This is a genomic window from Streptomyces sp. Inha503 (assembly GCF_047215865.1).
Classification (GTDB): Bacteria; Actinomycetota; Actinomycetes; order Streptomycetales; family Streptomycetaceae; genus Streptomyces; species Streptomyces lycopersici.
The window spans coordinates 10,286,277-10,309,483 of sequence record NZ_CP178360.1; the positions used below are offsets into that span (position 1 = coordinate 10,286,277).

The 23,207-nt window shown below is 71.5% G+C and carries 20 protein-coding genes and 3 pseudogenes; 13 read left to right on the top strand and 10 right to left on the bottom strand.

Annotation, left to right across the window (positions count from 1 at the left end; genetic code table 11):
• Positions 1-22: 22 nt before the first annotated feature.
• Complete coding sequence (locus ACJX2R_RS43230) at positions 23-1,939, bottom strand: helix-turn-helix domain-containing protein (RefSeq protein WP_413104526.1); 1,917 nt, start codon at positions 1,937-1,939, stop codon at positions 23-25.
• A gap of 289 nt (positions 1,940-2,228) precedes the next feature.
• Between ACJX2R_RS43230 and ACJX2R_RS43235 the strand changes: the two genes are divergently transcribed.
• Both ACJX2R_RS43235 and ACJX2R_RS43240 read left to right on the top strand, forming a co-directional pair.
• Complete coding sequence (locus ACJX2R_RS43235) at positions 2,229-3,143, top strand: YceI family protein (RefSeq protein WP_413106101.1); 915 nt, start codon at positions 2,229-2,231, stop codon at positions 3,141-3,143.
• A gap of 204 nt (positions 3,144-3,347) precedes the next feature.
• Positions 3,348-3,815, top strand: coding sequence for a DUF6221 family protein (locus ACJX2R_RS43240; RefSeq protein ID WP_413104527.1), 468 nt, complete (start codon positions 3,348-3,350; stop codon positions 3,813-3,815).
• 48 nt (positions 3,816-3,863) lie between these two features.
• Here ACJX2R_RS43240 and ACJX2R_RS43245 read toward each other — a convergent pair.
• A pseudogene (locus ACJX2R_RS43245) lies at positions 3,864-3,932 on the bottom strand (flagellar motor protein MotB); the annotation flags it as partial.
• A 1-nt stretch (position 3,933) separates the two neighbouring features.
• Here ACJX2R_RS43245 and ACJX2R_RS43250 point away from each other — a divergent pair.
• A complete protein-coding gene (locus tag ACJX2R_RS43250; RefSeq protein ID WP_413106195.1) occupies positions 3,934-4,428 on the top strand; it encodes a hypothetical protein in 495 nt (164 codons plus the stop codon).
• Positions 4,429-4,575: 147 nt separating this feature from the next.
• Complete coding sequence (locus ACJX2R_RS43255; protein WP_262701213.1) at positions 4,576-5,064, top strand: glutathione peroxidase; 489 nt, start codon at positions 4,576-4,578, stop codon at positions 5,062-5,064.
• 61 nt (positions 5,065-5,125) lie between these two features.
• On the opposite strand, the gene ACJX2R_RS43260 is transcribed toward ACJX2R_RS43255, so the two are convergent.
• Complete coding sequence (locus ACJX2R_RS43260; protein ID WP_413104528.1) at positions 5,126-6,961, bottom strand: glycoside hydrolase family 9 protein; 1,836 nt, start codon at positions 6,959-6,961, stop codon at positions 5,126-5,128.
• A 185-nt stretch (positions 6,962-7,146) separates the two neighbouring features.
• Here ACJX2R_RS43260 and sigJ point away from each other — a divergent pair, with 185 nt between their 5' ends.
• A complete protein-coding gene (gene sigJ / locus ACJX2R_RS43265; RefSeq protein WP_413104529.1) occupies positions 7,147-8,037 on the top strand; it encodes an RNA polymerase sigma factor SigJ in 891 nt (296 codons plus the stop codon).
• A gap of 208 nt (positions 8,038-8,245) precedes the next feature.
• Positions 8,246-9,469: a glycosyltransferase gene (locus ACJX2R_RS43270; protein WP_413104530.1), complete on the top strand. Its 1,224-nt coding sequence runs from the start codon at positions 8,246-8,248 to the stop codon at positions 9,467-9,469.
• Positions 9,470-9,530: 61 nt separating this feature from the next.
• Here the strand turns inward: ACJX2R_RS43270 and ACJX2R_RS43275 are convergent, their stop codons facing one another.
• Both ACJX2R_RS43275 and ACJX2R_RS43280 read right to left on the bottom strand, forming a co-directional pair.
• Positions 9,531-10,178, bottom strand: a complete 648-nt coding sequence (locus ACJX2R_RS43275) for a response regulator (RefSeq protein ID WP_262701210.1) — start codon at positions 10,176-10,178, stop codon at positions 9,531-9,533.
• Positions 10,169-11,389 (bottom strand): sensor histidine kinase, encoded by a 1,221-nt coding sequence (locus ACJX2R_RS43280; protein WP_413104531.1) that lies wholly within the window; start codon positions 11,387-11,389, stop codon positions 10,169-10,171. The genes ACJX2R_RS43275 and ACJX2R_RS43280 overlap by 10 nt, the downstream gene beginning before the upstream one ends.
• A 110-nt stretch (positions 11,390-11,499) precedes the next feature.
• Between ACJX2R_RS43280 and ACJX2R_RS43285 the strand changes: the two genes are divergently transcribed.
• Positions 11,500-13,059, top strand: a complete 1,560-nt coding sequence (locus tag ACJX2R_RS43285) for a serine hydrolase domain-containing protein (RefSeq protein WP_413104532.1) — start codon at positions 11,500-11,502, stop codon at positions 13,057-13,059.
• A gap of 1,048 nt (positions 13,060-14,107) precedes the next feature.
• Here the strand turns inward: ACJX2R_RS43285 and ACJX2R_RS43290 are convergent.
• Complete coding sequence (locus ACJX2R_RS43290; protein ID WP_069860386.1) at positions 14,108-14,353, bottom strand: hypothetical protein; 246 nt, start codon at positions 14,351-14,353, stop codon at positions 14,108-14,110.
• 158 nt (positions 14,354-14,511) lie between these two features.
• Between ACJX2R_RS43290 and ACJX2R_RS43295 the strand changes: the two genes are divergently transcribed.
• From ACJX2R_RS43295 to ACJX2R_RS43310, 4 genes and pseudogenes are all read left to right on the top strand, one after another.
• On the top strand, positions 14,512-15,681 hold the full coding sequence (locus ACJX2R_RS43295; RefSeq protein WP_413104533.1) for a helix-turn-helix domain-containing protein: 1,170 nt from the start codon (positions 14,512-14,514) through the stop codon (positions 15,679-15,681).
• A 97-nt stretch (positions 15,682-15,778) separates the two neighbouring features.
• Positions 15,779-16,417, top strand: a complete 639-nt coding sequence (locus tag ACJX2R_RS43300) for a TRADD-N-associated membrane domain-containing protein (protein WP_413104534.1) — start codon at positions 15,779-15,781, stop codon at positions 16,415-16,417.
• Positions 16,418-16,690: 273 nt separating this feature from the next.
• Complete coding sequence (locus ACJX2R_RS43305; protein ID WP_413104535.1) at positions 16,691-16,903, top strand: helix-turn-helix domain-containing protein; 213 nt, start codon at positions 16,691-16,693, stop codon at positions 16,901-16,903.
• Positions 16,904-17,110 (top strand): annotated as a pseudogene (locus ACJX2R_RS43310) (glycosyltransferase); the annotation flags it as partial.
• On the opposite strand, the gene ACJX2R_RS43315 reads toward ACJX2R_RS43310, so the two are convergent.
• From ACJX2R_RS43315 to ACJX2R_RS43330, 4 genes are all read right to left on the bottom strand, one after another.
• Complete coding sequence (locus tag ACJX2R_RS43315; protein ID WP_413104536.1) at positions 17,083-17,673, bottom strand: dihydrofolate reductase family protein; 591 nt, start codon at positions 17,671-17,673, stop codon at positions 17,083-17,085. The pseudogene ACJX2R_RS43310 and the gene ACJX2R_RS43315 overlap by 28 nt on opposite strands.
• Before the next feature lie 189 nt (positions 17,674-17,862).
• Positions 17,863-18,768: an HpcH/HpaI aldolase/citrate lyase family protein gene (locus ACJX2R_RS43320; RefSeq protein WP_413104537.1), complete on the bottom strand. Its 906-nt coding sequence runs from the start codon at positions 18,766-18,768 to the stop codon at positions 17,863-17,865.
• A gap of 4 nt (positions 18,769-18,772) precedes the next feature.
• Complete coding sequence (locus ACJX2R_RS43325; protein ID WP_413104538.1) at positions 18,773-19,987, bottom strand: CaiB/BaiF CoA transferase family protein; 1,215 nt, start codon at positions 19,985-19,987, stop codon at positions 18,773-18,775.
• A 115-nt stretch (positions 19,988-20,102) separates the two neighbouring features.
• Entirely contained in the window at positions 20,103-21,044 is a 942-nt protein-coding gene (locus ACJX2R_RS43330) for a LysR family transcriptional regulator (RefSeq protein ID WP_413104539.1), read from the bottom strand.
• A 144-nt stretch (positions 21,045-21,188) separates the two neighbouring features.
• Between ACJX2R_RS43330 and ACJX2R_RS43335 the strand changes: the two genes are divergently transcribed.
• Together ACJX2R_RS43335 and ACJX2R_RS43340 are read left to right on the top strand one after the other, a co-directional pair.
• A complete protein-coding gene (locus ACJX2R_RS43335) occupies positions 21,189-22,496 on the top strand; it encodes a CitMHS family transporter (RefSeq protein ID WP_413104540.1) in 1,308 nt (435 codons plus the stop codon).
• Positions 22,497-22,713: 217 nt separating this feature from the next.
• A pseudogene (locus ACJX2R_RS43340) lies at positions 22,714-23,022 on the top strand (class I SAM-dependent methyltransferase); the annotation flags it as partial.
• Positions 23,023-23,207 lie beyond the last annotated feature (185 nt).

Consider the following 23,207-nt stretch of genomic DNA (forward strand, 5'->3'; position numbering starts at 1 on the left):
CCCCTGGTGACTGTTTCCGCCGCTACGCCTGGTCCATTCCGTACGCCCGCAACTTCCGGTACAACGTGGCCCGGCCGATGCCCAGGGACTCGGCGGCCCGCGCCTTGTTGTCCCCGTGCCGGCGCAGCGCCTCCAGGATCGCGGTGCGCTCCGCACGTTCGATACCGCTCAGCCGGCGGGTGGCCGGTGGCACCCGCAGCCCGTACGGCAACTCCTCGCGCCGCACCGGCCCGGTGGCCCGGCGGCGCTCGGCCACCTCCCGTACGACATGGGCGAGTTCGGCCACATTGCCCGGCCAGGTGTGCTGCTCCAGCGCCCGGCGGGCGTCCAGGCTCCAGGTCAGCGGGGGACGCCCGGGGGAGGGGCGCCGGGCGAGGCCCGCCAGCAGCGCCGGGATGTCCTCGACGCGTTCGCGCAGCGGCGGCAGCGTCACCGACCGGGCCGCGAGAATGTCCAGCAGTCGGCTCAGACACGGACCGGTGGGCGTGCCCGGGGTGTGCGTCGCCACCAGCGGAACCGCGGGCCGCTCGGCCAGCAGCGAGAGCAGCGCGGCCACATCGGACTGACCCAGCCGCTCGGCGTGGCGCAGGAGCAGCGGCGGCGCGCCGCCGTCCGCCTCCGCCGCTCTCTCCGCCTCTGCCTCCGACTCCGGGAGCTCCGCGAGCGCGTGACACCAGCGCGGGACCTCGCCGGGCACCTGCTCGGCGGCGTCGACGACACGCGGCGCGGCCGTGCCCCGCAGGCCGAGCAGGGCGCGGGCCAGCGCGGTCTTGCCCACGCCCGGCTCGCCGATCAGCAGCAGCGGCTCCGCGGCCCGCGCCAGCTCCGTCGCCCGGGAGACGGTCAGCCGCCAGGGCCGGGACGTGCCCATGAGCCCCGGGAGCCGGTCATGGCCCCGCCGCTTCGCCGACCGCGCCCGCCGGGCCGCCGTGCACACCGTGGCCATGGCCCCGATGACCTCGCCCTCGTGCACGAGGCGCGTCATCCTTACGGTGAGCCCGGCGCCGTCCGGTACGGGGATCTCGCCGTCCGGTACGGGGATCTCGCCGTCCGGTACGGGGATCTCCTCCGGTGCGTGCTCCTCCGATCCCGTCGCCGGTCCCATGGCCGATTCCGTGGCCGGTCCCATGGCCGGTCCCGTATCCGCGTCCCTGAGGAGGGCCGTGGCATGCCGCTCCAGCCGCGCCAGCGTCTCGTGCGACAGCAGCCGCGCGGCCTCCGGGCTGACGAGGCGGCTGTTGCCGTCGAGCGCCACCACCGCCGCCCCCTCGGCCCGCTGCCGCAGATACGCGTCCAGCAGCACCCGCTCCGGCGGGCGCGCCCGGCCCCGTAGCTCCGTCTCGATCGCGTGCGCGGTGGCCTCGGCGAGCGCCGCGCCCGGGTGGGCGGTGCGGCCCTCGCCCAGCGGGACCACCACGGTGACGGTGCCGGCCGGGCGGCCCGCCGGCGGCTCGTACAGCGGAACGCTGACCGCCGACACCTCCTGCCACAGGTCGAGGAAGTGCTCGGGGCCGTGGACCTCGGCCCGGCGCCCCGTGCGCAGCGCGAGCGCGGCGCTGTTGTGCCCGACCGCCCTCTCCGACAGATCGAGACCGGCCATCCCGTCGGGCGCGGGCGTACCGGCGTAACGGCCGCCGCCCGACCACAGCGCCCGGCAGCGGGAGTCGACCAGCAGCAGCCCCATCGCGCCGCTCAGCGTGGGCGCCACGCGGTCCAGTACGGGGCGCGCGGTGGCCAGCAGCGGTGAGTCCAGCGGCGGCCGCACCCTGGGCGGGGCCGCCAGATCGCGTGGTACGCCGAAGAACCGCGCCCGCCGCCAGGCTTGGGCGAGATCCTCGGGGATCCCGTCGCCCGGTGGCCGTCCGCTGAAAAACCGGTCGCGCGCCCGGCGCAGCGACGAGAGGGCCGGGTCGGCGGGGGTGTCGTCGGTGGTCGTCACAGCCCCTCCACCGTATACGTCGCCACTGTTTCGAAATGAGACACCTGGGAGTCCGGGTTCTGGAACAAGATCATCAATGGCCGGTCGTCGATCACCGATCGGGCCGCGGACCGGCCACCACGGTGGAGCCGGGAGACCGGCCGTGGGCAGCGGCCCGCCCGCTGCCCGGCGCGCTACGGAAGACCTCGGCCACGGCTGACATCCACCCCCCATGCGTCCGGAGCCCGACCTGGGGCTTCATCATGGACACGCCCCCATCCCCAGAGAAACCGTTAGTGAGATGACTGCAATGCCCCTCGCACTGCTCCGGCGCATGCGGACCAAGCGTCCGGACCGCGGATCAGGACTCAGCATCCCCCTGCCCGTGGGTGCCGGAGCCTTCAGCTGCGAGGTCCTGGACCCCGTCGGCCAGGCCCTGGGCGGTGTGGAGGTCACCGTCACCGAGACGCGTGGCGCCGCCCGTACGGTGGCCAAGGCCACCACCGATCCGCATGGACTGTTCCTCGCCACGCTCGAGCCGGGGCAGTACACGGTGCTGCTCACCGGAAGCGGCCTCCAGCCCAACCGCCTCACCGTCGACATCGCCCCCGGCCAGAGCGAACCTCCCCGCAGGGTGCAGATGGAGCCCTCCCAGCAGCTCGAGCTCCCCCCGCCCGGCACCTGGCTCTTCGACCCGCCGCACACCGCCATCCGCTTCATCGCCCGCCACGTCGGCATGGCCAATGTGCACGGCCGCTTCACCCGTTTCCGGGGCGGTATCCACATCGCCGAGCGGATGGAGGACTCCCGCGTCGAGGTCGTCATCGACGCCTCCAGCATCAACACCGGCAACAACACCCGCGACGCCCACCTGCGCTCGGCCGACTTCCTCGACGTCGAGAACTTCCCGGAGATCCACTTCTCCAGCAACCGCTTCACCTGGCGCAGCGGCCCCAAGTGGACCCTCCAGGGCCCCCTCACGATGCACGGCGTGAGCCGCTCGGTGACCCTCGACACCACGTACCTCGGCGCCGTCAACGGCGGCTACGAACAGGAACTGCGCTGCGCCGCCCTCGCCACGGCCGAACTCCACCGCGAGGACTACACCCTGAACTGGCGCAATATGCTCGCCCGCGGCATCGCCGTGGTCGGCCCCACGGTCAAGCTGGAACTCGACATCCAGGCGATGTACCGCAACCACGACACGCCGACCCCGCCGGAGTAGGCAACGGGTGCCATGCGTTCCGGACAGCCGCTTCCTCGTCCGGCCCGGCCGACGCCCCTGTCCGGGTCCTGACCCGGACAGGACCCGGACAGGACCGGGACGGGGCGCCGCGTCCCTGTCGGCGCGGACTGCTTCATGTCCCGGTGTTGTCGGTGCCCCCTCCTAGCATGGGTTCATCGGCGGGCGGCAGCATCAGGGGGCGACGTGCGCGGCGATCTCGTGTGGTTCCTGATACTCCGGCTCCTCGAAGACGAGCTGACCTCTCAGCAGGCAACGCACGGCCCATGGCCACTGGCCTGGCATGGGCAGACCCTCCAGGTCTGTCGACGCGGCGAGGGGGCCCCGGTCGTCGCCGAGTTCACCTACGCCATCCCTGCCGGCGAGCCGGAGGTGCACGAGGCCCGAGCGGAGTGCGACACCCGGGACGCCGAGCACATCGCCCGCCACCATCCGACTCGCGTCCTCGCCGAGATCGAGGCCAAGCGGCGCCTGATGGCCGAGGTGTTCTCCTACGAGGCGAAGATCGATGGCGAGTGGGGATGCGGTCACAGCGCCGATGACATCGCTGCCGGGCTGTGCCCGGAGACCGATCCCAGCGAGATCACGGCACTCCGTCTGCTCGCCTTGTGTTACGCCGACCACCCCGACCACCGCGACGAGTGGCGGCCCTAGCACCCTGAACTGGCGCAAGATGCTCGCTCGCGGCATCGCCGTGTCAGATCACCGGTAGAAGACGGCGACACCACCGTGATGCGAGCACGCGCCCTGGTGGTGGGCGGCGTAGGAGTAGGTGCCGTCGTTGCAGAGCGCCGTGGCTCCGCTGCTCGATCCTCCCGTGCTGCTGGACGACGACCCGCCGGAAGATCCGCCGGACGACGAGCCGCCGGAAGACGACCCGCCGCCTCCGGAGCTCGACGAGGACGTCCCGCCGGATGACGTGCCGCCACCGCCGGCGGAGGAGGACGAGTCGTCCGCACCGCTCTCCTTCGGCTTCGCGGCGGGTTTCGGCTTCGGCTTCGCGGTGACGGTCTTGGTGACCGTCACGGTGGGGGTCGGTTCGGCGGTGTCCTTCACCCGGGCGGGCTTGGCCGTGACGGTGACCGTCACCTTGGGCGTGGGCTTGTCGCCGTCGGACGACCTCGTGTCGTCGCCCTGGGCCGACCCTATGCCGACTCCGGCGAAGAGCAGGATGGCCGCGACCGGGACGGCGACGCGCTTGCGTGCCCATCCGGGCCGTCTCGGTGCCGGTGATGGCTGGTTATTCCAGGACATGGTCCCCCCTTGAGTGATACGCGAGGAACCGACCTTAGCCGCGCCGATTGAAAAGTGAAGAGGTTGTGTGTGCTCGGTGTTCATATTGTGGTCCGGCGTCACTGGCCCGGGAGCACATAGATTTGGGCTCACCCATCGAACGACGAAGGCGGTAGATCCCATGAGCCTGTACGACATCCCCCTGCGCACCCTCACCGGCGAGCCGACCTCGCTCGGTGAGCATCGGGGTGCGGCGCTGCTGGTGGTCAATGTGGCGTCCAAGTGCGGTCTGACCCCGCAGTACGAGGGGCTCGAGCGGCTGCAACAGCGCTATGCCGGGCGCGGGTTCACCGTGCTGGGGGTTCCGTGCAACCAGTTCGCGGGGCAGGAGCCGGGGACGAGCGAGGAGATCCAGACGTTCTGCTCGACGACCTACGGAGTGTCCTTCCCGCTGCTGGAGAAGACCGATGTCAACGGCGAGCAGCGGCATCCGCTCTACGCCGAGCTGACGGGGACGCCGGACGCGCAGGGCGAGGCGGGCGATGTGCAGTGGAACTTCGAGAAGTTCCTGATCTCGCCGGAGGGTGAGGTCGTGGGCCGGTTCCGGCCGCGGACCGAGCCGGAGGCGGACGACGTCGTCGCCGCGATCGAGGCGCAGCTGCCCCGGTGAGGCGAGGGGAAGCGGGTGGGGCGAGGGGCTGGGAGGCGGCCCCTCGCCCCGCCCCACCCGGTCAGCCGCGTTCCGCGGCGAACGCGGCCAGCCACGCCAGCGGCGCGTTCCAGTTGATCGCCACCTCGTTCGTGGAGTACGAGCCGATGTCGTCGACGTAGCACGCCGCGGGCGCGCAGCCCGGGAGCTTCTCCTGCGCCACCGGGTCCTGCAACCCCGAGTTCGCGCCGCCCGCGATCGATCCGGCGGGCGGGTTCGGCAGCGAGGCGTCGTACTGGTGCGCCCAGAAGCGGTGGTGCTGGTTCTGCGAGGCGTGCTCGCCGTAGCCGGTGACATACGACTGGCCGAGCGCGTTCCGGCCGAGCAGATAGTCCAGCGTCTCCAGCGCCCCGGTGCGGTACCGCCGCTGCTTGGTGAGTTCGTAGGCGACGGCCATGACGGTCCCGTTGTTGGCCACCTGGCCGTTGGAGCCCCATACGTAGCCGTCCGCCGGCAGCGGCACCGCGTAGCCCTGACCGGCCATCGTGCTCAAGCGGGCGTCGGCCGCGGAGACCACGGAGGCGCGGACGCGGGCGCGGTCGGTGGCGGGCAGGCCGTTGGGGACCGTGGCCAGGACGATCCGCCCGAGGGGCCCGGTGTCCTGCCAGTTGAAGCCACCCGGGGTGAACACATCGCTCGCGGTGTGGTACGGCGAGGAGGTGACCGCGTCCCGGTACCGCGCCTCCCCGGTGGTCGCGTACAGCTCCGCCGCCGCCCAGTAGAACTCGTCGCCCACCTCGCTGTCCTCGTACGCCCCGCCGCCGGTGGAGTCGGAGGCCGGTGCGAGCACATCGGGGTTGGCCCGCGCGGCGGCCCAGGCGCGGCGCGCGGAGTCCAGGCAGCGGGCGGCGAAGGCGGCGTCGTACGGCGCGTAGACGCGGGCGCACTGGGCCGCCGCGGCGGCCAGGTTGAGGGTGGCGGCGGTGGACGGCGCGTGCAGCTCACGCGGCTCGGCGTCCTGCTCCGGCCGGGTGGGCAGCCCGGTCCAGGCGGCGTCATGGACCTTGTGGAAGGCCATGCCCGCCCGCGGCTTTCCCTCCGGGATCTGCATGCGCATCAGGAACTCCAGCTCCCAGCGCGCCTCGTCGAGCACATCGGGGATCCGGTTGCCGCGTTCGGGGACGCGCAGCGTGGAATCCCCGAGCGCGGCCGCGTGCCCCGTACGCTTCGCGCGCTCGAAGGAGTTGACCAGCTGCCAGACCGCGAGTCCGCCGTTGACCACGTATTTGCCCTGATCACCGGCGTCGTACCAGCCGCCGCTGACATCCCGGGCGTAGTCGCACACCCCGCTGACGCAGGGTACGGCGGTGTCGCCCCGGTTGGGGGCGACGCCCAGGTGGCCCGCCGGGCGTGCGTACGCGGCGCCGGCCAGCGACGCCTCGATGGGGATACCGCTGCGCTGCTGGTAGAAGAAGGACATCGCGTCCGCGCGCAAGCCCTCGTAGAGGTTCGCGCGGATGTCGAAGGGGTGGCTGCTCCGCCCGTCCACGGTGAGCGTGTAGCCGGTGCCCGTCCCCTGGTACGAGGAGAAGTCCACCAGATGGGCCGACTGCCCGGAGGCGGCGTCCGCGCCCCGTACGGCGGTGGTGCCCGAGGCGGCCGTCCGCCCCGCGGCGTCGCGCAGCTGCCAGGGCAGGGCGGTGGTGCTCGCGCTGACGACGGTGGCGCGTTTGGGGCCGTCCGGCAGATATCCCAGCTGATTGACCTGAACGGCGGAGGGCGCGGCAGCCGCAGGAACCGTGGGGGAGTCAGCTCCGGCGGGCGCGGACTGGGCCGCGATCAGCAGCAGCGCACCGGTGAGCAGCGCGGTGGCGGTCCGCGTCGCACCGCGCGGACGGCGTAACAGGGGCAGGGACATGAGGGACCCTCCTGGGGAGTGGGAGGCATGGGAGCGCTCCCAACTTGTGTAATGATGTGATCGCAGCGCGTCAAGGGACTGGACGGGTGCACGGTCCATCCAGCCCCTCTGTCACATCGCACCCGGCCCATCCGTCAGCACGGTGTGGCCTGCGACGGTACGGTCCGGACAAGGGGATGTGACCGATGAACGAGAACCACCTTCTGGCGGAGGGCTTCGAGGCCCACCGCGGCCATCTGCGCGCGGTGGCCTACCGCATGCTCGGCTCGCTGAGCGAGGCGGACGACGCCGTCCAGGAGGCATGGCTGAGGCTCAGCCGCTCCGACACCGGCGCGGTGGAGAACCTGGGCGGCTGGCTGACCACCGTCGTCGGCCGGGTCTGCCTGGACATGCTGCGCTCGCGCACCGCCCGGCGCGAGGAGCCCCTGGGGGTGCGCCTCCCCGACCCGGTCATCAGCCGTGCGAGCGGGCCCGGCCCCGAGGACCAGGCGCTGCTCGCCGATTCGGTCGGCCTCGCCCTGCTGGTGGTCCTGGAGACGCTGGCCCCCGCCGAACGGCTGGCCTTCGTACTGCACGATCTGTTCGCCGTGCCGTTCGACGAGATCGCCCCCATCGTCGACCGCACCCCGGCCGCCGCCCGTCAGCTCGCCAGCCGCGCCCGCCGCCGGGTGCGGGGAGCGGCCCCGGTCCCCGACGCGGACCTCGCCCGGCAGCGCGAGGTCGTGGGCGCCTTCCTCGCCGCCGCGCGCGACGGCGACCTCGAGGGGCTGATCGCCGTGCTCGACCCGGATGTCGTGCTGCGCGCCGACTACGGCCCCGCGCCCGCCCGCGCCCCGCGCGAGGTGCACGGCGCCGCGGCCGTGGCGGACCAGGCGCTCACCTTCTCCCGCCTCAGCGGCCCGGGGCTCCACGCCCGGCCGGCGCTCGTCAACGGGGCCGTGGGCGTGGTCAGTTCGCGGGAGGGGCGGCCGTACTCGGTGCTGGCCTTCACGGTCGCGGACGGCAGGATCGTGGCGATCGACATCCTGGCCGACCCCGAGCGGCTGAGCGGGCTCGATCTGGCGGACCTGGACTGACGGGCCTGGCGTGACGGGCCTGGCGTGACGGGCCTGGGCCGACGGGCCCGGCCCGATGGGCCTGGGCCGACGAAACAGCAAAGGCAGGGAGATAGTTCTCCCTGCCACTATCAACCTATAGCGCACCGGGGGGCTTGCGGCAAGACCCGGGGGGTGGATCAGGATGGGCGGCCGATGCCAGGACCTGGGGAAACGTGGGGTTTGCGATATGCGTGTGGTGTTGTCGTCATGGGGGTCGCGCGGGGACGTCGAACCGCTGGCGGGACTCGCGGTGCGGCTGCGGGAACTCGGCGCGGAGGCGCGGGTGTGCGCACCGCCGGACGAGGAGTTCGCGGCGCTGCTCGCCGGTGTCGGCGTGGAGCTGGTGCCGCTCGGCCCGACGGTGCGCTCGGTGGTGACCGGCGAGCGTCCGCCGTCCGCGTTCCGACTCGCACCCGAGCTGGTCGCCGCGCGGTTCGACACCCTCACCGCGGCGGCCGGGGGAAGTGACGTACTCCTCGCGACCGGCCTGATGCCGGCCGGCGCCCGCTCGGTGGCCGAGAAGCTGGGCATCCGCTATGTGTTCGCGTGCTTCCATCCGTTCGGACTGCCCTCGCGGCACTTCCGTCCGGGAAGGCGGCCCGGCACGCCGTCCCCGAAGGAGGAGACCGACCTCAAGGTGCTGTGGGAGCAGGACGCCCAGCGCGTGAACGAGCTGTACGCCGAGGCGGAGAACCGCCACCGGGCGGCGATCGGCCTGCCGCCGGTGGACAACGTCCGCGACTACGTCTTCACCGACCGGGCGCTGCTGGCGGCGGACCCGGTCCTGGGCCCGTGGCAGGACATGACGGAACTCGACCTCGTACAGACCGGCGCGTGGATCCTGCCGGACCAACGTCCGCTCCCGGATGAGCTGGAGGCGTTCCTGGACGCCGGTGAACCTCCGGTGTACGTGGGCTTCGGCAGCATGGCCATGCACACCTCGACCGACCTCGCCCGGGTGGCCGTCGAGGCGGTCCGTGCGCGGGGCCGCCGTGTGCTCCTCGCCCGTGGCTGGGCCGGACTGGCCCCGATCGACGACCGGGACGACTGCCTCGCCGTCGGGGAGGTCAACCATCAGGCGTTGTTCGGCCGGGTGGCCGCCGTCGTCCACCACGGTGGCGCGGGCACCACGACGACGGCCGCCCGGGCGGGCGCGCCCCAGGTGGTGGTCCCCCAGGTCGCGGACCAGCCGCACTGGGCCGCCCGGGTGGCCGAGCTGGGCATCGGCGCGGCACACGACGGTCCGGCCCCGACCCTCGACTCCCTGTCGGCCGCGCTGAAAACGGCCCTGGCCCCCGAGACCCGGGCGCGGGCGAGGGCCGTGGCGGGCAGGATGCCCACCGACGGGACGACGGTGGCCGCGAAGCTGCTCCTCGACCCCGGGGCGTCGGACGGTCAGGCGCGCGAATAGACCACGCGCGCAAACAGACGGCCACGCGCGCAAACAGACGGTCCGGCGCGTGGACAGACGGTCACGCGCGCAGATAGGTGAGCACCGCGAGGACGCGCCGGTGTCCGTGGCCGTCCAGGCGGAGGTCGAGCTTCTGGAGGATGGAACTGACGTGCTTGTTGACCGCGGCCTCGGTGACATAGAGGTCGCGGGCGATCTCGGCATTGGAGCGCCCCTCGGCCATGAGGGAGAGGACTTCGCGCTCCCGGGGCGTGAGCCGCCGCAGGGGGTCCTGCCGCCGCCGCAGGAGCTGGCGCACCACCTCGGGGTCCATGACCGTCGCCCCGGCGGCCACCTGCTCGACCGCGCTCGCGAAGTGGGCGACGGCGCTGACCCGGTCCTTGAGCAGATAGCCGATGCCGCTCTCGCTGCCCAGGTCGAGCAGGTGGGTGGCGTAGGACTGCTCGATGTACTGGCTGAGCACCAGAATGGGCAGACCGGCGCGGTGGCCGCGCAGCGCGACCGCGGCGCGGAGGCCGTCGTCGGCGTTGCCCGGGGGCATCCGTACATCGGTGATGACGATGTCGGGGTCGTGCTCATGGGCCGCGGCGATCAGCGCGTCGGCGTCGCCGACGGCCGCCGACACCTGGTGGCCGAACCGGGTCAGCACGCTGACCAGGCCGTCCCGCAACAGCGGTGAGTCTTCGGCGAGCACGATGTTCAGCGGCACGGGAGCTCCACGCGCAGCAGTGTAGGGCCGCCCGCCGGGCTGGATATCCGCAGTCTGCCGTCCGCCGCGGCGACGCGGTCGGCCAGGCCGACGAGACCGGTGCCGGCGGCCGGGTCCGCCCCGCCGACGCCGTCGTCCCGGACCGTCAGCGTCAGGACGTCCGCGTCCAGCCGGGCGTGGACCTCGGCCCGGGTGGCCCGGCTGTGCTTGGTGGCGTTGGCCAGGGCCTCGGCGACGACGAAGTACCCCGTGCTCTCCACGGCGGCGGGCAAGCGGTACGGAAGCCGGATGTCGACGGTGACCGGCAGGGCGGAGCGGGTGGTGAGGTTGTCCACGGCCGCGGCGAGGCCGTGGTCGGTGAGGGCCTTGGGGTGCACACCCCGGCTGAGCTCACGCAACTCGTTCACGGCGAGGGTGACTTCGCCCTGGGCCAGCGCGAGTTGCCGGGCCACCGGCGAGCCCGGCTCCGCGTCGAGACCGGCCAGGCCGAGCATGACGTTGATGGAGACCAGCCGCTGCTGGGCGCCGTCGTGCAGGTCCCGTTCGATCCGTCGGCGCTCCGCGTCGAAGGCGTCCACCAGACGCGCCCGGGAGGCCCGGACCTCGGTGAGCTCCCGGCCCAGTTCACCGTCGCGCGGCGCCAGGATCAGACGGGTCAGCGCGGCGCGGGCGCCGGCCCAGGCGGTGATGGTGTACGGCGCCGCGGGCAGCAGACACAGGCCGATGACCAGCCACGGCCAGGCGCCGGGGTCGTCCATCGGCGACGTCATGAGCAGGACGGGCAGGGCGAGGGCGAAGGCCAGGACGAGCAGGTCCATCCACCACAGGGCGGTCATCGACACCGCCGTGAAGCTCAGCTCCCGCCAGGTCGCGGGCTCCCGCAGCCGGGTCTCCAGCCACCCGCGCAGCCCGGGGCGCTCGGGGGCCCGGTGCGGATCCGGCGCCGGGTCCGGGTCCACCAGCCGCAGCCGCCGGCGTTCGATCCGGGTGACGACGATGCCGGACAGCGCCACGGCGAGGAGGAGGACGGCGCCCACCCCCACGATCAGCGACACCAGCCCGGCCAGGGCCATGGTCAGGAGCGTGACCATGGCTATCGCGCCGAAGACGACCCCGGACAGCAGATAGGCCAACGCCCGCCAGGGCCAGGCCGAGGCCAGGAACCCCAACGGACGCTGAGCGAGAGCCTGCCAGGCTGTTCGAGAAGGCACCCGCAGAAGATATGCGAGCCGTCCGTCCCCGGTCGGTAGTGCGCGCACTACCTCTGATCTCGTACGCACACCAATGCGGTGCCCGCCCCGCCCCCGGTGGGATGAGCGCCATGCCGACCCATGGATACAGACGTCTCTTCCACCTGGCGATCGCCCTGCTCATCGCCGCGACGGCGTTGGGTTGCCCGGCGACCGCGCACGCCACCGTCCCCTCCCAACCCACGCTGAACGCCGCCTCGATCGACGCCTACGTCAACGCCTATATGGAGCGGACCGATCTGCCGGGCGCCGTGGTGGCGGTCACCCGGGGCGACCGGGTCGTCCACGCGGCCGGATACGGGCACACCGCGGCCGGGAAGGCCATGACCGCGCGGACACCGGTGCCGGTGGCCTCGCTCTCCAAGTCCATGACCGCGCTGGCCGTCATGCGGCTGGTCGAGGACGGCCGGGTCGACCTGGACACACCGGCCCATCGCTATCTGCCCGAGTTCACGATGGCCGACCGGCGGGCCGAGAAGATCACCGTACGGCAGCTGCTGAACCAGACCTCGGGCATGGCCGACTCCGCCTACCCCGACCTCACCCGGCCCCAGCCACATACGCTCACCGAGGCGGTCGCGGACATGCGCGGCGCCCGGCTCGCGGCGCGGCCGGGCACCGAGTGGAACTACCACAACCCCAACTACTTCGTCGCCGCCCGGCTGGTCGAGGTCGTCAGCGGGCGGCCCTTCGCGGACTACCTGGCCGCCAAGGTCTTCCGGCCGCTGGGCATGACCCACACCGAGTCGGTCAACACCACCGATGACATGCCCGATCACGCCCGGGGCTACGTCCGCGCCTACGGCATGATGTTCCCGCGCACCCACCCCCGCTGGTTCACGGCCGGCGGCCACGGCGTCGTCACCACGGCGGACGACCTCGCCCAGTGGCTGATCGCCCAGAACGACCAGGGCGTGTCCGCGGCGGGGCGGCGCGTCGTCTCCGCACGGAGCATCGACATCACGCACACCCCACCGAAGGGTCGCGAGTACGCCATGGGCTGGTCCGTGACCCCGCCCGGGGAACAGCCCCGGCAGATCCGGCACACCGGGGAACTCCTGACCCACAACGCCATCCAGACGCTGCTGCCCGACAGCCGGACCGGCATCGCGATCGTGGCCAACACCGGCATGATCTCCGGGGACGACGCCGCCGTCATGCTCGACGGGCTGGTCGACCTGGCCCAGGGCAAGTCGCCGGCGGTGCGCACTCCGTTCACGATGAAGGCCGACTACGTCCTGGCGGCGCTGACCCTGTCGGCGATCGCCCTGGGCGTGCTCGGAGCCGTTCGGGCACGCCGCTGGGCGCGGCGCACCGCGGACCGGCCGCTGTGGCGAGTGGGCCTGCGCATGCTGCCCTGCGCTGTCCCCATCGTCCTCTTCGCCCAACTCGCCGACCTGGTGGGCCTGTCCATGAACCGCGAGGGAACCCTGGCCCAGCTCGGCTACGTCTGGCCCGCCCTCGTCATCTGCTCGGCCGCGGCCGCCCTGGCCTCGACCGTGGTGATCACCGCGCGGTCGCTCGCGGTGCTCCTGACCCGGAGGAGCCGTGTTCTGGCGGCGCCCGGCGCCCAGGACGAGCGGGTGGACGCAGAGCAGGTATTCGTCGGTGAGGCCCGCCGGGGAAAGTGACTGAATCAACGCGCCCGGACCTCTTTCCGGACGCACCGCTCTGGCTCCGATCCGGTTCCGGCTGGCCATCGCCGCCTGACGGCTCGGTGGGGTCCGGTTTCCAATCGGCTTGAGAACCGGAACCCCTATATGTCATGAGAATCCTGCATATTGAGATTTGGGTCGGTAACGAGTGGCAGCGTGTGCACAGGCTGTCCGCTAACGGGGCGAATTTCGAGCCCCCTGAGCAGGGCAGCCATGAGGGTCACTTGGCGGAGGAGCTGGAGAAGTTCTTGAGCAAGGCGCCCGATGTCTTCTGGGCCGAGACGGACCAGGTGCCGGACGGCGTTCTGTTTGGCCAAGGGGCAGCGCGGTTGTTCCGCTTACGCTCTGCCGACTGGCCCTTGCGGTGCCGAGAGCCCCGGAGCCCGTCGTGGGGTCTCTGGGGCTCTCTCGTATGTGCGGCGGGCCGGCGCCCGGGGGAGCGGTCTCGTGTGCTCCGAGACCCCGCGGAAGCCCGGGACGGCCTACGAGGGCGGGCGCGACTGCGATCCCTCCCGCTGGGCTGCCTCCCTCCGGGCACGCTTCAACTCCTGTTACGCCTCCCAGGCGCGCCGGATGGGAGCAAAGAGTTCGGGCAACTGATCGATGACCCCTTGAGGGCGAAGAGCGCGATCGACAGAATGCCGAATGCGCCGAGGATGGCGAGAAGCCCTGCGTCCCAGCGTTGCGTAGGACATCCTCTGGGGATCCAACAGAGATCTTTCCACCTCTGAATACGTCCACGTTAGCGCACCGCCCTAAGACAGGGTGTCAAGGCACAACTGAGCCCCACCCCAAATGTGACCGGGGTGGGGCTCAGGCGCTGGTCAGGCGGAGTCCGGATTTCCAAGGAGGAGTTTGTCACCGGCGGGGAAGCGCGCCGCGCCCCCTTCCTCCCAGGTGACCACGACGGCTAACCCGCCCATCGGCCCTTGGGCGGTCGACGCCTCCTTGACCGTGCGCCACTCGCCGTGATAGCCGATCACGTCACCCGGGCCGATCAGGGCAGCGCACTTGGTGGGCAGGCTTAACCGTTCTTGTCGTCGGTGGGCCTGATGCGGTCCAAAGGGGCTTCCCACTCAAAGCCACCTCCCCTCGGTCGCATGTACGCCGTTTGGCTGAACAGCTTTCCGGTGCCCTTGACTCGCTCCTCGATCACGCCTTGCAGTTCGCCCGTCTGACCGGTCTCGGCGTCTTCGACGAGTGTGCCTTTTGGATACGGCAGATCGCCGTGGCTGAGCACCGTCGGCGGCTTCTGTTCTGTCTGTGTCATGATCCCTCGTCCCACTTGGGCATATGTAGCTCACACAAGAGAACTGCCGCTGTGCAAAGGGAACTTGCACACCTCTTGCACAAGGCGCAAGCGCGTGAGTGCTGAGAGTGAGAAGATGGATCAGAGGTAACGGTAGTCGAGCGGGGAAGACGCACACCATGAGCGTGACCAAGATTCCCGGACCCGGTGCGAATGTGGCCGTTTGTCGCAAGGCGCGCGGCTTCAGCCAGGTTGCCCTTGCCCGGCGTGCTGGCGTGTCGGTTTCGCTGCTCAGCAAGATCGAGGTAGGCGACCGCGCGCTGACCCAGGGTATTGCCGCCGCTCTCGCTCATGCCATGGGCTTGACGCTGGATGAGCTGCTGGGCACGGCCCCCGTAGAGCGCGCCGACGAGAACAGCCTTGCTGCCCTCAATTACGCCATTCGGCGGTTCGACATTCCCGATACGCCGCCGTCACACCCTGAGGACCTTCCGCGCGAGCTTGCCGAGCTGAACGAGCACCGGTACCGGACCGAGCTGTCGGCGGTGTTGCGGAAGCTCCCGGGCGTGCTGGCAGACGCGACGAACTACGCGCACGCCACCCAGTCGCCCGATGCCTGGACCCGTGTCGCCGACACGTACTCGGTGGTCTACTGGCTGGCCGCCCGACACCGCTGGATGCACCTCGCCGAGCTGGCCGTCATGAAGCAGCGGTTGGCCGCCGAGCGTGCGCACCCCATCGCGGCCACGGTGGCCGCCCGGGACGAGGCCGGAGCCTTCCTGAACTCCGGGGACTTCGCGGGCGGGTTGGCGATTGTGGACCGTGCCGTTGTTGAGGCCGAGTCGACCTTGCGAGGCCATGACCGCGCCTATGGCCTGGGCATCCTGCACCTGCGCGGGCTGACGCTGGCCGGTCGGATCAAGGACAAGGCAACCGCCCAACGGCACATCGCGGCAGCGTGGCAGGTGGCCGAGAAGTTCCCTGAGGACGTCGAGGACCATGGCATCCACTTCGGGCCCGAGAACACAGCTGTGCATGTCATTTCGACGGCCTCTGACATGGAGGACTACCGCGAGTCTCTCAACACGGCGGACGACCTGATCCGGGGCGGGGTGACGCTTCCGGCCACGCGCGTTGGCCCGCTGCACATGAACATCAGCCGGTCAAAGCTCGCCCTGGGGGACCGTGACGGGGCTCTCGAATCGCTCGAAGCGGCTTGGGACGTCGCCCCGGAGATGGCCCGTGTCCATCCGACCAGCCAAGAGCTGATGCGTGTGCTCACGTCGCTGCACCGACGCAGCAACCCGAGGCTTACGCGGCTGGCCAAGCGCGCTGGCGTGCCCTTCTGAGGTCAGCCGTCATCGAGAGCAGGCACCCACTCCGGTGACTCCCGTTATGCTGGTGTGAGTTGGCTTTATGTCAGCTGCTGTGAACGGGGGGCTGAAGATGGCGGACACCACAGACGACGATGACGGCATCCCTGAGTCCGGGATCTCTGGTGGGATGGTGCACGGTTCGGTGGTGCAGTCGGGCGTCATCAGCAACATCCACATCGGAAGTGTCAATAGCGGGCATGTTTATCAGGCTTCTCGCGATCTAAGCCTTCCCGAACGGCGACAGAAGTTCCACTTCGACTTCCTGAACCACACGCTGAAGCAGGCAGAGTGGACGTTCCGCCTGAGCGTGTTGTTCATGACTGGCGGCTCCTTAATCATCCTTGCGGGAGGAGTGCTGGCGCTGGTTCACGCCGGTAACCCTGACCTCAGCTACCTGCCGTTGGTGACGAGCCTGACGGGTGCACTGATCACGGTCGGCGGCGGTGCGCTGGCGCTCCACTCGAAGCGAACCATGGCCAACCTGACGAAGGCGGCCGAGGACAACGAGAAGAAGATCGACATCGATCACAAGCTCGAAATCGCGACGACGTTCATCGACCGGGTTGCAGACTCGAAGCAAAGGGACGATCTCAACTCTGCTGCCGCCATGAAAGCACTCGGCATGGACGCGGCCCCGGAAATGATGGTCAACCGGCTGCTTCCGGAGCAGCCGAAGAAGGAGATAGAGCCGGGCGGCTCGACGAACTGAAGGCCCGGGACGGCGTCATGTTGAGGCCCCGGGAGCTCGCTGGCCTTACTTCGCGTGATCGGCCTCCTCAATACTTCTCGTGACAGCCGCGGAGAAGGCCGGCGGCCCCTACGGACCGTGCGCCATACGCAAATTGTGCAGCGCTCGGCCTGCGTGCTCTCCTGGAAGTAGCCGGGTGGTACAGCCCTCGGCCAGGGCCCCGCTTCGGCGGTGCGGCCCCAGGTTCCCCGCCGTGTTCGGCACCCGACGCAACGCCGACGACGGGAACCCCCAATGCATGCACCCACATTCAGCCCTGACGCGTTGGGCCAGATCCGGCGCGAGCGTGGTGTGACTCAGCGGAAGCTCGCCGCCGCGATCGACCGCAACTTCACCTCGATCTCGATGTACGAGAATGGCCGGTCGACGCCCCCGGTCGACGTGCTGGCGGTCATCGCCGATCTCCTCGGCGCCCACATGGACGACTTCGTCCGGACGGCAGCCTAGCTGGGCATCGGCGCGGCACACGACGGTCCGGCCCCGACCCCCGACTCCCTGTCGGCCGCCCTGACAACGGCCCTGGCCCACGGGACCCGGGCCCGGGCCAGAGCCGTGGCGGGCAGGATGCGCACCGACGGGACGACGGTGGCAGCGAAGCTGCTGCTCGTCGCCGGGGCGTCGGATGGTCAGGCGTGGTCTCCGAGGGGCCGATAGGTGGCGATGATGATGCCGGTGGCCGTCGGGGTCGCGTCGGCGAGACCGAACGCGACGGGACCGAAGCCGTCGGCGAACAGACGGCGCCCGGCGCCCAGGACGAGCGGGTGGACGCAGAGCAGGTATTCGTCGATGAGGCCCAGCGGGGAAAGTGACTGGATCAACGCGCCGCTGCCCATGATGTGCAGGTCGTCGCCCGGGGTCCGCTTGAGCTCGGCGACGGCCGCGGGGATGTCGCCGCTGAGCAGCGTGGAATTGGGCCACGGCAGGGGCTCGGCCAGGGTGTTGGAGGCGACGTACTTGGGGGCGTTGTTGAGGGCGTCGCGGAACGGGCTGTCCTGGGTGTTCCAGTGGGCCAGAACGTCCTGGTAGGTGCGGCGCCCCAGGAGATACCCACTGCTCGCCGCCAGCCGTCGCCCCCACTCCCTCCCGACGGCCTCGTCCCCACCCCGCTCGGCGGCCCAGCCGCCGAGGGCGAACCCGTCGCGAGTGTCCTCATCGGCCCGGCCGGGCCCTTGTGTGACACCGTCCAGGGTGACGTGGTTGATGACGACGATCCTCATGGCACTCCCGTCTCGCGGTCTCGCGGTCCCGCTTCTTCGCTCGGTGCCTGTCTACGACTCCGGACCACGGCGAAACTCATCGGTTTCGGCCAGCCTGACGGTCTGGGCGGGTAGAGGGGGCAGCGCGCTGCGGCTCTGGGGCGGGGCGGAGCCCCGGTTTCGGGGAGGGGCGGGGTGGGGGAGCGGTCCTCAGTCCCCTCCGTGGCGGGCCAGGGTCCGGCGGGCGGTGGCCGCCATCGCCTCGTCCACCATCCGCCCCTCGAAGCGCACCGCCCCCGCCCCCTCCGCCTGCGCCCGCTCCACCGCCGCGATCAGCCGACGGCAGCGGGCCAGCTCCTCCGCGTCCGGTGAGAACACCTCGTTGACCACCGGCACGTGTGACGGGTGGATCACGGCCATCCCCTCGTACCCCAGCGCACGGTTCTGCTCGGCGAAGCGCCGTAGCCCCGCGAGGTCCGCCACGTCCGCCCACAGCCCGGCCACCGGATGGGGGCGGTCCGCGGCGCGGGCGTCGAGCAGCACCCGGGCCCGTAGCTCGCGGGTCTCCTCGCCCTCCGGGCTCCAGCGGTAGCCGACCGCCCGTTCCACGTCCCCGCCCGGCGCGGCCACCGCGCCCAGGTGGGCGATCCGGGCGGCGGCCCGGCCGATGGCGTACGCCTCGCGCAGCCCGCGTGCCGTCTCCAGCAGCGGCAGCAGGGCGAAATGCCCTTCGGGCAGGCCGTGTTCGCGCTCGCACCAGGCCAGCAGCCGGTCGGCGGTGGTCACGTCATCGGGGCCGCTCACCTTGGGCAGCACGATGCCGTAGAGCCCGGGGCGGGCGACCGCTCGCAGCTCGTCGGCGCCCTGCCAGCCCGCCGCGCGGTCCAGCGCGTTGATCCGTACGAGCAGCCGCATCGGGCCGGGGGGCGTCCCGGCCGCCCGGTCGACGGCCGCGGCCACGGCCTCGCGCGCCGCCGCTTTGCCGTCCTCCGGGACCGCGTCCTCCAGGTCGAGGATGGCCGCGTCGGCGCCCGCCGCCTCCGCCTTGGGCAGCCAGCCGGTCCGGCTGCCGGGCACGAAGAGCAGGGAGCGCAGGGGGATACGGGGAGTCGTCACGCCGTCAGATGACACCCTCTGCCTCCAGCTTCGCCAGCCGTCCGCCGTCGATGCCCAGCCACTCCCCGTAGACCAGCGCGTTGTCCGCGCCGAGCGCGGGGCCGGTCCGCCACACCGCGCCGGGGGAGCGGTGGAAGCGCGGGATCACCGACTGCATTCGCACCGGGCCGAGGTCGGGGTCGTCCACCGTGATGATGTCCTCGCGTTCGGCGTAGACCGGGTCGGCGACGATGTCGGCGGCGGTGAACACCCGCGAGGCCACCACCTCGGCCCGCTCGAACGCCGCCAGGCACTCGGCAGCCGGGCGCGCCGCCACCCACTCCCGCAGCGCCGCGTCGAGCCGCTCGCGCCCCGCGTGCTGCTGCTCCACGGTGGTGAACTCCTCGTCGGGCAGGCCCAGCAGCCGCACCACATTGCGCACCGACCGGGTGGTGGCGGAGGTGACGGTGAGCCAGTCGCCGTCGGCGCTGCGGTAGGTGTTGATGACGGCGGCCGGGGCGACGGCCAGCTGGTTGCCCGCCCGCTCGGGGGCCGTACCGAGCTGGTCGTACGCGATGATCTGCCACTCCACCAGGCGGTACAGCGGCTCGAACAGCGCCAGGTCGATCCACTCGCCGTCGAAGGAGTCCGGATCGGTGTCCCGGCGGTGCAGCGCGGCCAGGACCGCGAACGCGCCCATCAGCCCGGTGACCGCGTCCCCGTGCGAGAAGCCGGTGTGCACGGGCGGGCCTTCGGGGAAGCCGGTCAGATGGACCACCCCGCTGCGGGCCTCGCCCATCTTTCCGAAGCCGGGGGCGTCGGCCCGCGAGGAGGTGGCGCCGAAACCGGAGATCTGGAGCAGGATCGCGGTGGGGTTGAGCGCGTGGACGGCCTCCCAGTCCAGGCCCCAGGCGCGCAGCCGGCCCGCCCGGAGCGTCACGATCACCACATCGGCCCAGGCGATCAGCTCCCGGGCGACCTCCCTGCCCTCCTGGTGGTGCAGATCCAGGGTCACCGAGCGCTTGTTGCGGCCCGCCACCTTGAACCACAGCGGTACGCCGTCGCGCCGCGGGCCCATCGCCCGCGCCGCGTCACCGGAGCCCGGCGGCTCCACGTGGACGACGTCCGCGCCCTGGTCGGCGAGCATCCCCCCGGCGAGGGGGCCCGCCACCACATGCGCGAACTCCACCACCTTCAACCCTGTGAGCTGTCCCTGCCCTGTGCTGGTCTGGTCCTCCATGCGGCCAGGCTGCGGGGCGGGGAGTATGCGCGTCCAGCAATGAAGGGGGATCAATTCATGCGGATCTCGCAAGGATCGCCGGACCCCGCATGAGCCGGGGCGGTGCCCCCGGGTCTCACCGGTCCTCGCCCGCCTCCTCCCACACCACCCCCGCCGGCAACGCGTCCGCCGCGGAGCGGAACTCCTCCAGCTGCTCCAGGAAGCGGCGGGCCCCCGGCGGAAGCGTGCGGCGCGTCGGCAGGACGACGTACAGCCGGCGCTCCACCACCGGCCCCACCAGCGGGCGCCGCACCAGCCGGCCCGGCCCCACCAGGGGATGGACCAGGGCGGGCAGCGCGGAGACGCCGAGCCCGGCCGCCACGAGACCGCCCACCGTGGCCACGTTCGACGCCTCGGCCGTCGGGTTCGCCTCCATCCCGGCCTGGGCGAAGGCCGCGTCGGTCATCCGGCGCACGCTGGAGTCGGTACCCACCGCGAGGAACGGCTCCCGCCCCAGCTCCTCCCAGGTCACCTCCGCCCGCGCGGCCAGCGGATGGTGCTCCGGGAGCACCGCGTCGAAGCGGTCCCGCACCAGCGGCCGCAGCGTGATGCCCGGGGCGCGCCGGGCCACCGTGCTGACCGCGAAGTCGGCGTCCCCGTCGATCACCCGGTCCAGCACCGAGCGCTCCAGCCCGTCCAGCAGCCGTACGGTCGTCTCCGGGCGCCGGGCGCGGAAGGCGGAGATCACCGGCGGCAGCAGCACGGCCGCGACCGAGGGCAGGGTCGCCAGGGCCACCGCCCCGCGCTCACCGGCCCCGTAGCGCCCCAGCTGGGCCAGGCCCGCGCGGTGTGCGGAGAGGATCTGGTCGGCGATGCGCAGCGCCTCGGCGCCCGCCGGGGTGAGCCGCACATTGCGGGTGTCCCGCTCCAGCAGCCGCATCCCCAGCGTCCGTTCCAGATCGGCGACCGCACGGCTCAGCGACGACTGGGACACATGCAGTTCGGCGGCGGCCGCGGTGAAGCTCACGGCGCGTGCGACCGCGGCGTACGCGGTCAGCTGGCGCAGGGTGACGTCCATGGTCCGTGAGCGTAGGCGCGGCGGCCGGGCAGGGGAACTGTTGCGCGAAACGCATGGATAGATCTGTGTTCGATGCTGGACGCGGATCTTTCCCCGCTCGGAAACTCTTCGGCAGCACCCGACCGGACGAGGAAGCGAGCGGCCATGCTGGCAGCACTGGGGTTCTGCACGATCGGCGGCTTTCTGCTGCTTACCATGACCAAACGGGTCTCGGTGCTGGTGGCCCTCGTCCTCACGCCGGTGGCCACCGCGGTCATCGGCGGATACGGCGACGACTTGGGCCCGATGGCGCTCGACGGGCTGTCCAAGGTCGCCCCGACCGGCATCATGATCGCCTTCGCGGTGCTCTACTTCAGCCTGATGATCGACGCGGGCCTCTTCGAGCCGCTGATCCGCGGCATTCTGCGCGCCACCAGGAACGACCCGGTACGGATCACGGTCGGCACCGCCGTTCTGACCGTATGCGTCGGGCTCGACGGCGACGGCGCCTCCACCTTCCTCATCACCATCTCCGCGCTGCTCCCCGTGTATCAGCGGCTGGGGATGAGCCGGTTGGTGCTCGCCGGGGTGGTCGGCCTGGGCGCGGGCGTGATGAACATGATCCCGTGGGGCGGGCCGACGGCCCGCGCCGCGGCGGCCCTGAAGATCGACACCTCCGACATCATCACACCGCTGCTGCCCGCCCTCGCCGCCGGTATCGCCTGGGTGCTGCTCGCCGCGTATCTCATCGGACGCCGTGAGCGGCGGCGGCTCGGCGGCCTCGAGCCCGCGCCACCGGCCGAGGTGGCGGTCGGGGACGGCCCCGGCACACCCCGGGTCGCCGCCCGTGCCGGTGTCGCGCTCACCGTCTTCAACCTGCTGCTCACCGTGGCGCTGTTGGTCTGCCTGGTGCTGGAGGCCATGCCGCTGCCCGTGCTCTTCGTCTTCGCCTTCGTCCTCGCGCTGCTGGTCAACCACCCCCGCTGGGAGGACCAGCAGGAGCTGCTGGAGAGGCACGGCAGGAGCGTGGTGCTCGTCATCACCATGATCTTCGCGGCCGGGGTGTTCACCGGCATCCTCGGCGGCACCGGGATGATCGGGAAGATGGCCGAGGCGCTGGTCGACATCATCCCCGACGGGCTCGGCGGCCATCTTCCGGTGCTCGTGGCCGTCACCAGCATGCCCCTGAGCCTCGTCCTCACCCCGGACGCCTACTACTTCGGGGTGCTGCCGGTGCTCGCCGGGACCGCCGACGCCTTCGGCACCGACCACGCCGAGATCGCCCGCGCCGCCGTCCTCGGCCAGATGACCACGGGCTTCCCGCTGAGCCCGCTCACCGCCGCGACCTTCATCCTCCTGAGCATGAGCGGCGTACAGCTCGGGGAGCACCAGCGCTTCATCTTCCGCTGGGCCTTCGGGACGACGCTCGTGATGACCGCCGCCGCCCTCGCGACGGGCGCCCTGCCGCTCTGACCCGGAAGGGACCGCCAATGCCTCACGGAGGTTGTGCAATGTCTACCCTTCTCGGCAACCGTCGTGCGCCACGTGCGTCATCGATGCTGACGCCGGCTCTCGGCACAGGGCCGGCCGCCCCGTTGACTTTGTTGTCCTGCGGCTCCAACCGCTCAGGTCGTTCCTACGGGGTTGTCACCGCGGCAGGACGGGTGGGGACACGACCGACGGTTATGTGATGGGCCGTACGTCCGCCGAGACCGAGCGGCTCCAGCTTGAGGCGCATATTCTCGCTCCGCACAGCGCGTACCTGTTCCGCCTGGCTGGGATCACCTCGGGCATGCGGGTGCTGGACGTCGGCTGCGGCGCGGGCGACGTGAGCATGCTGCTCGCCGAGTTGGTCGGGCCGGACGGCGCGGTGATCGGCGTCGACATGAACCCGACCATCCTGGAGTCGGCCCGCGCCCGCGCCACCGACGCCGGCCTGACCAACGTGTCGTACCTCGAGGCGGACCTGACCGACCTGCGGCTGGACGAGCAGGTCGACGCGGTGGTCGGCAGGCTGATCCTGCTCCACCTCGAGAAGCCGGCCGCGGCCATACGACGCCCTGTCCCGACTGGTCCGCACGGGTGGCGTGGTGTCCTTCCAGGAGTGCAATCTCACCCGCACCCGCTCCGTGCCGCCGACCCCGGTGGTCACCAGGAGCATGGGCTGGATGATCGATGCGCTGC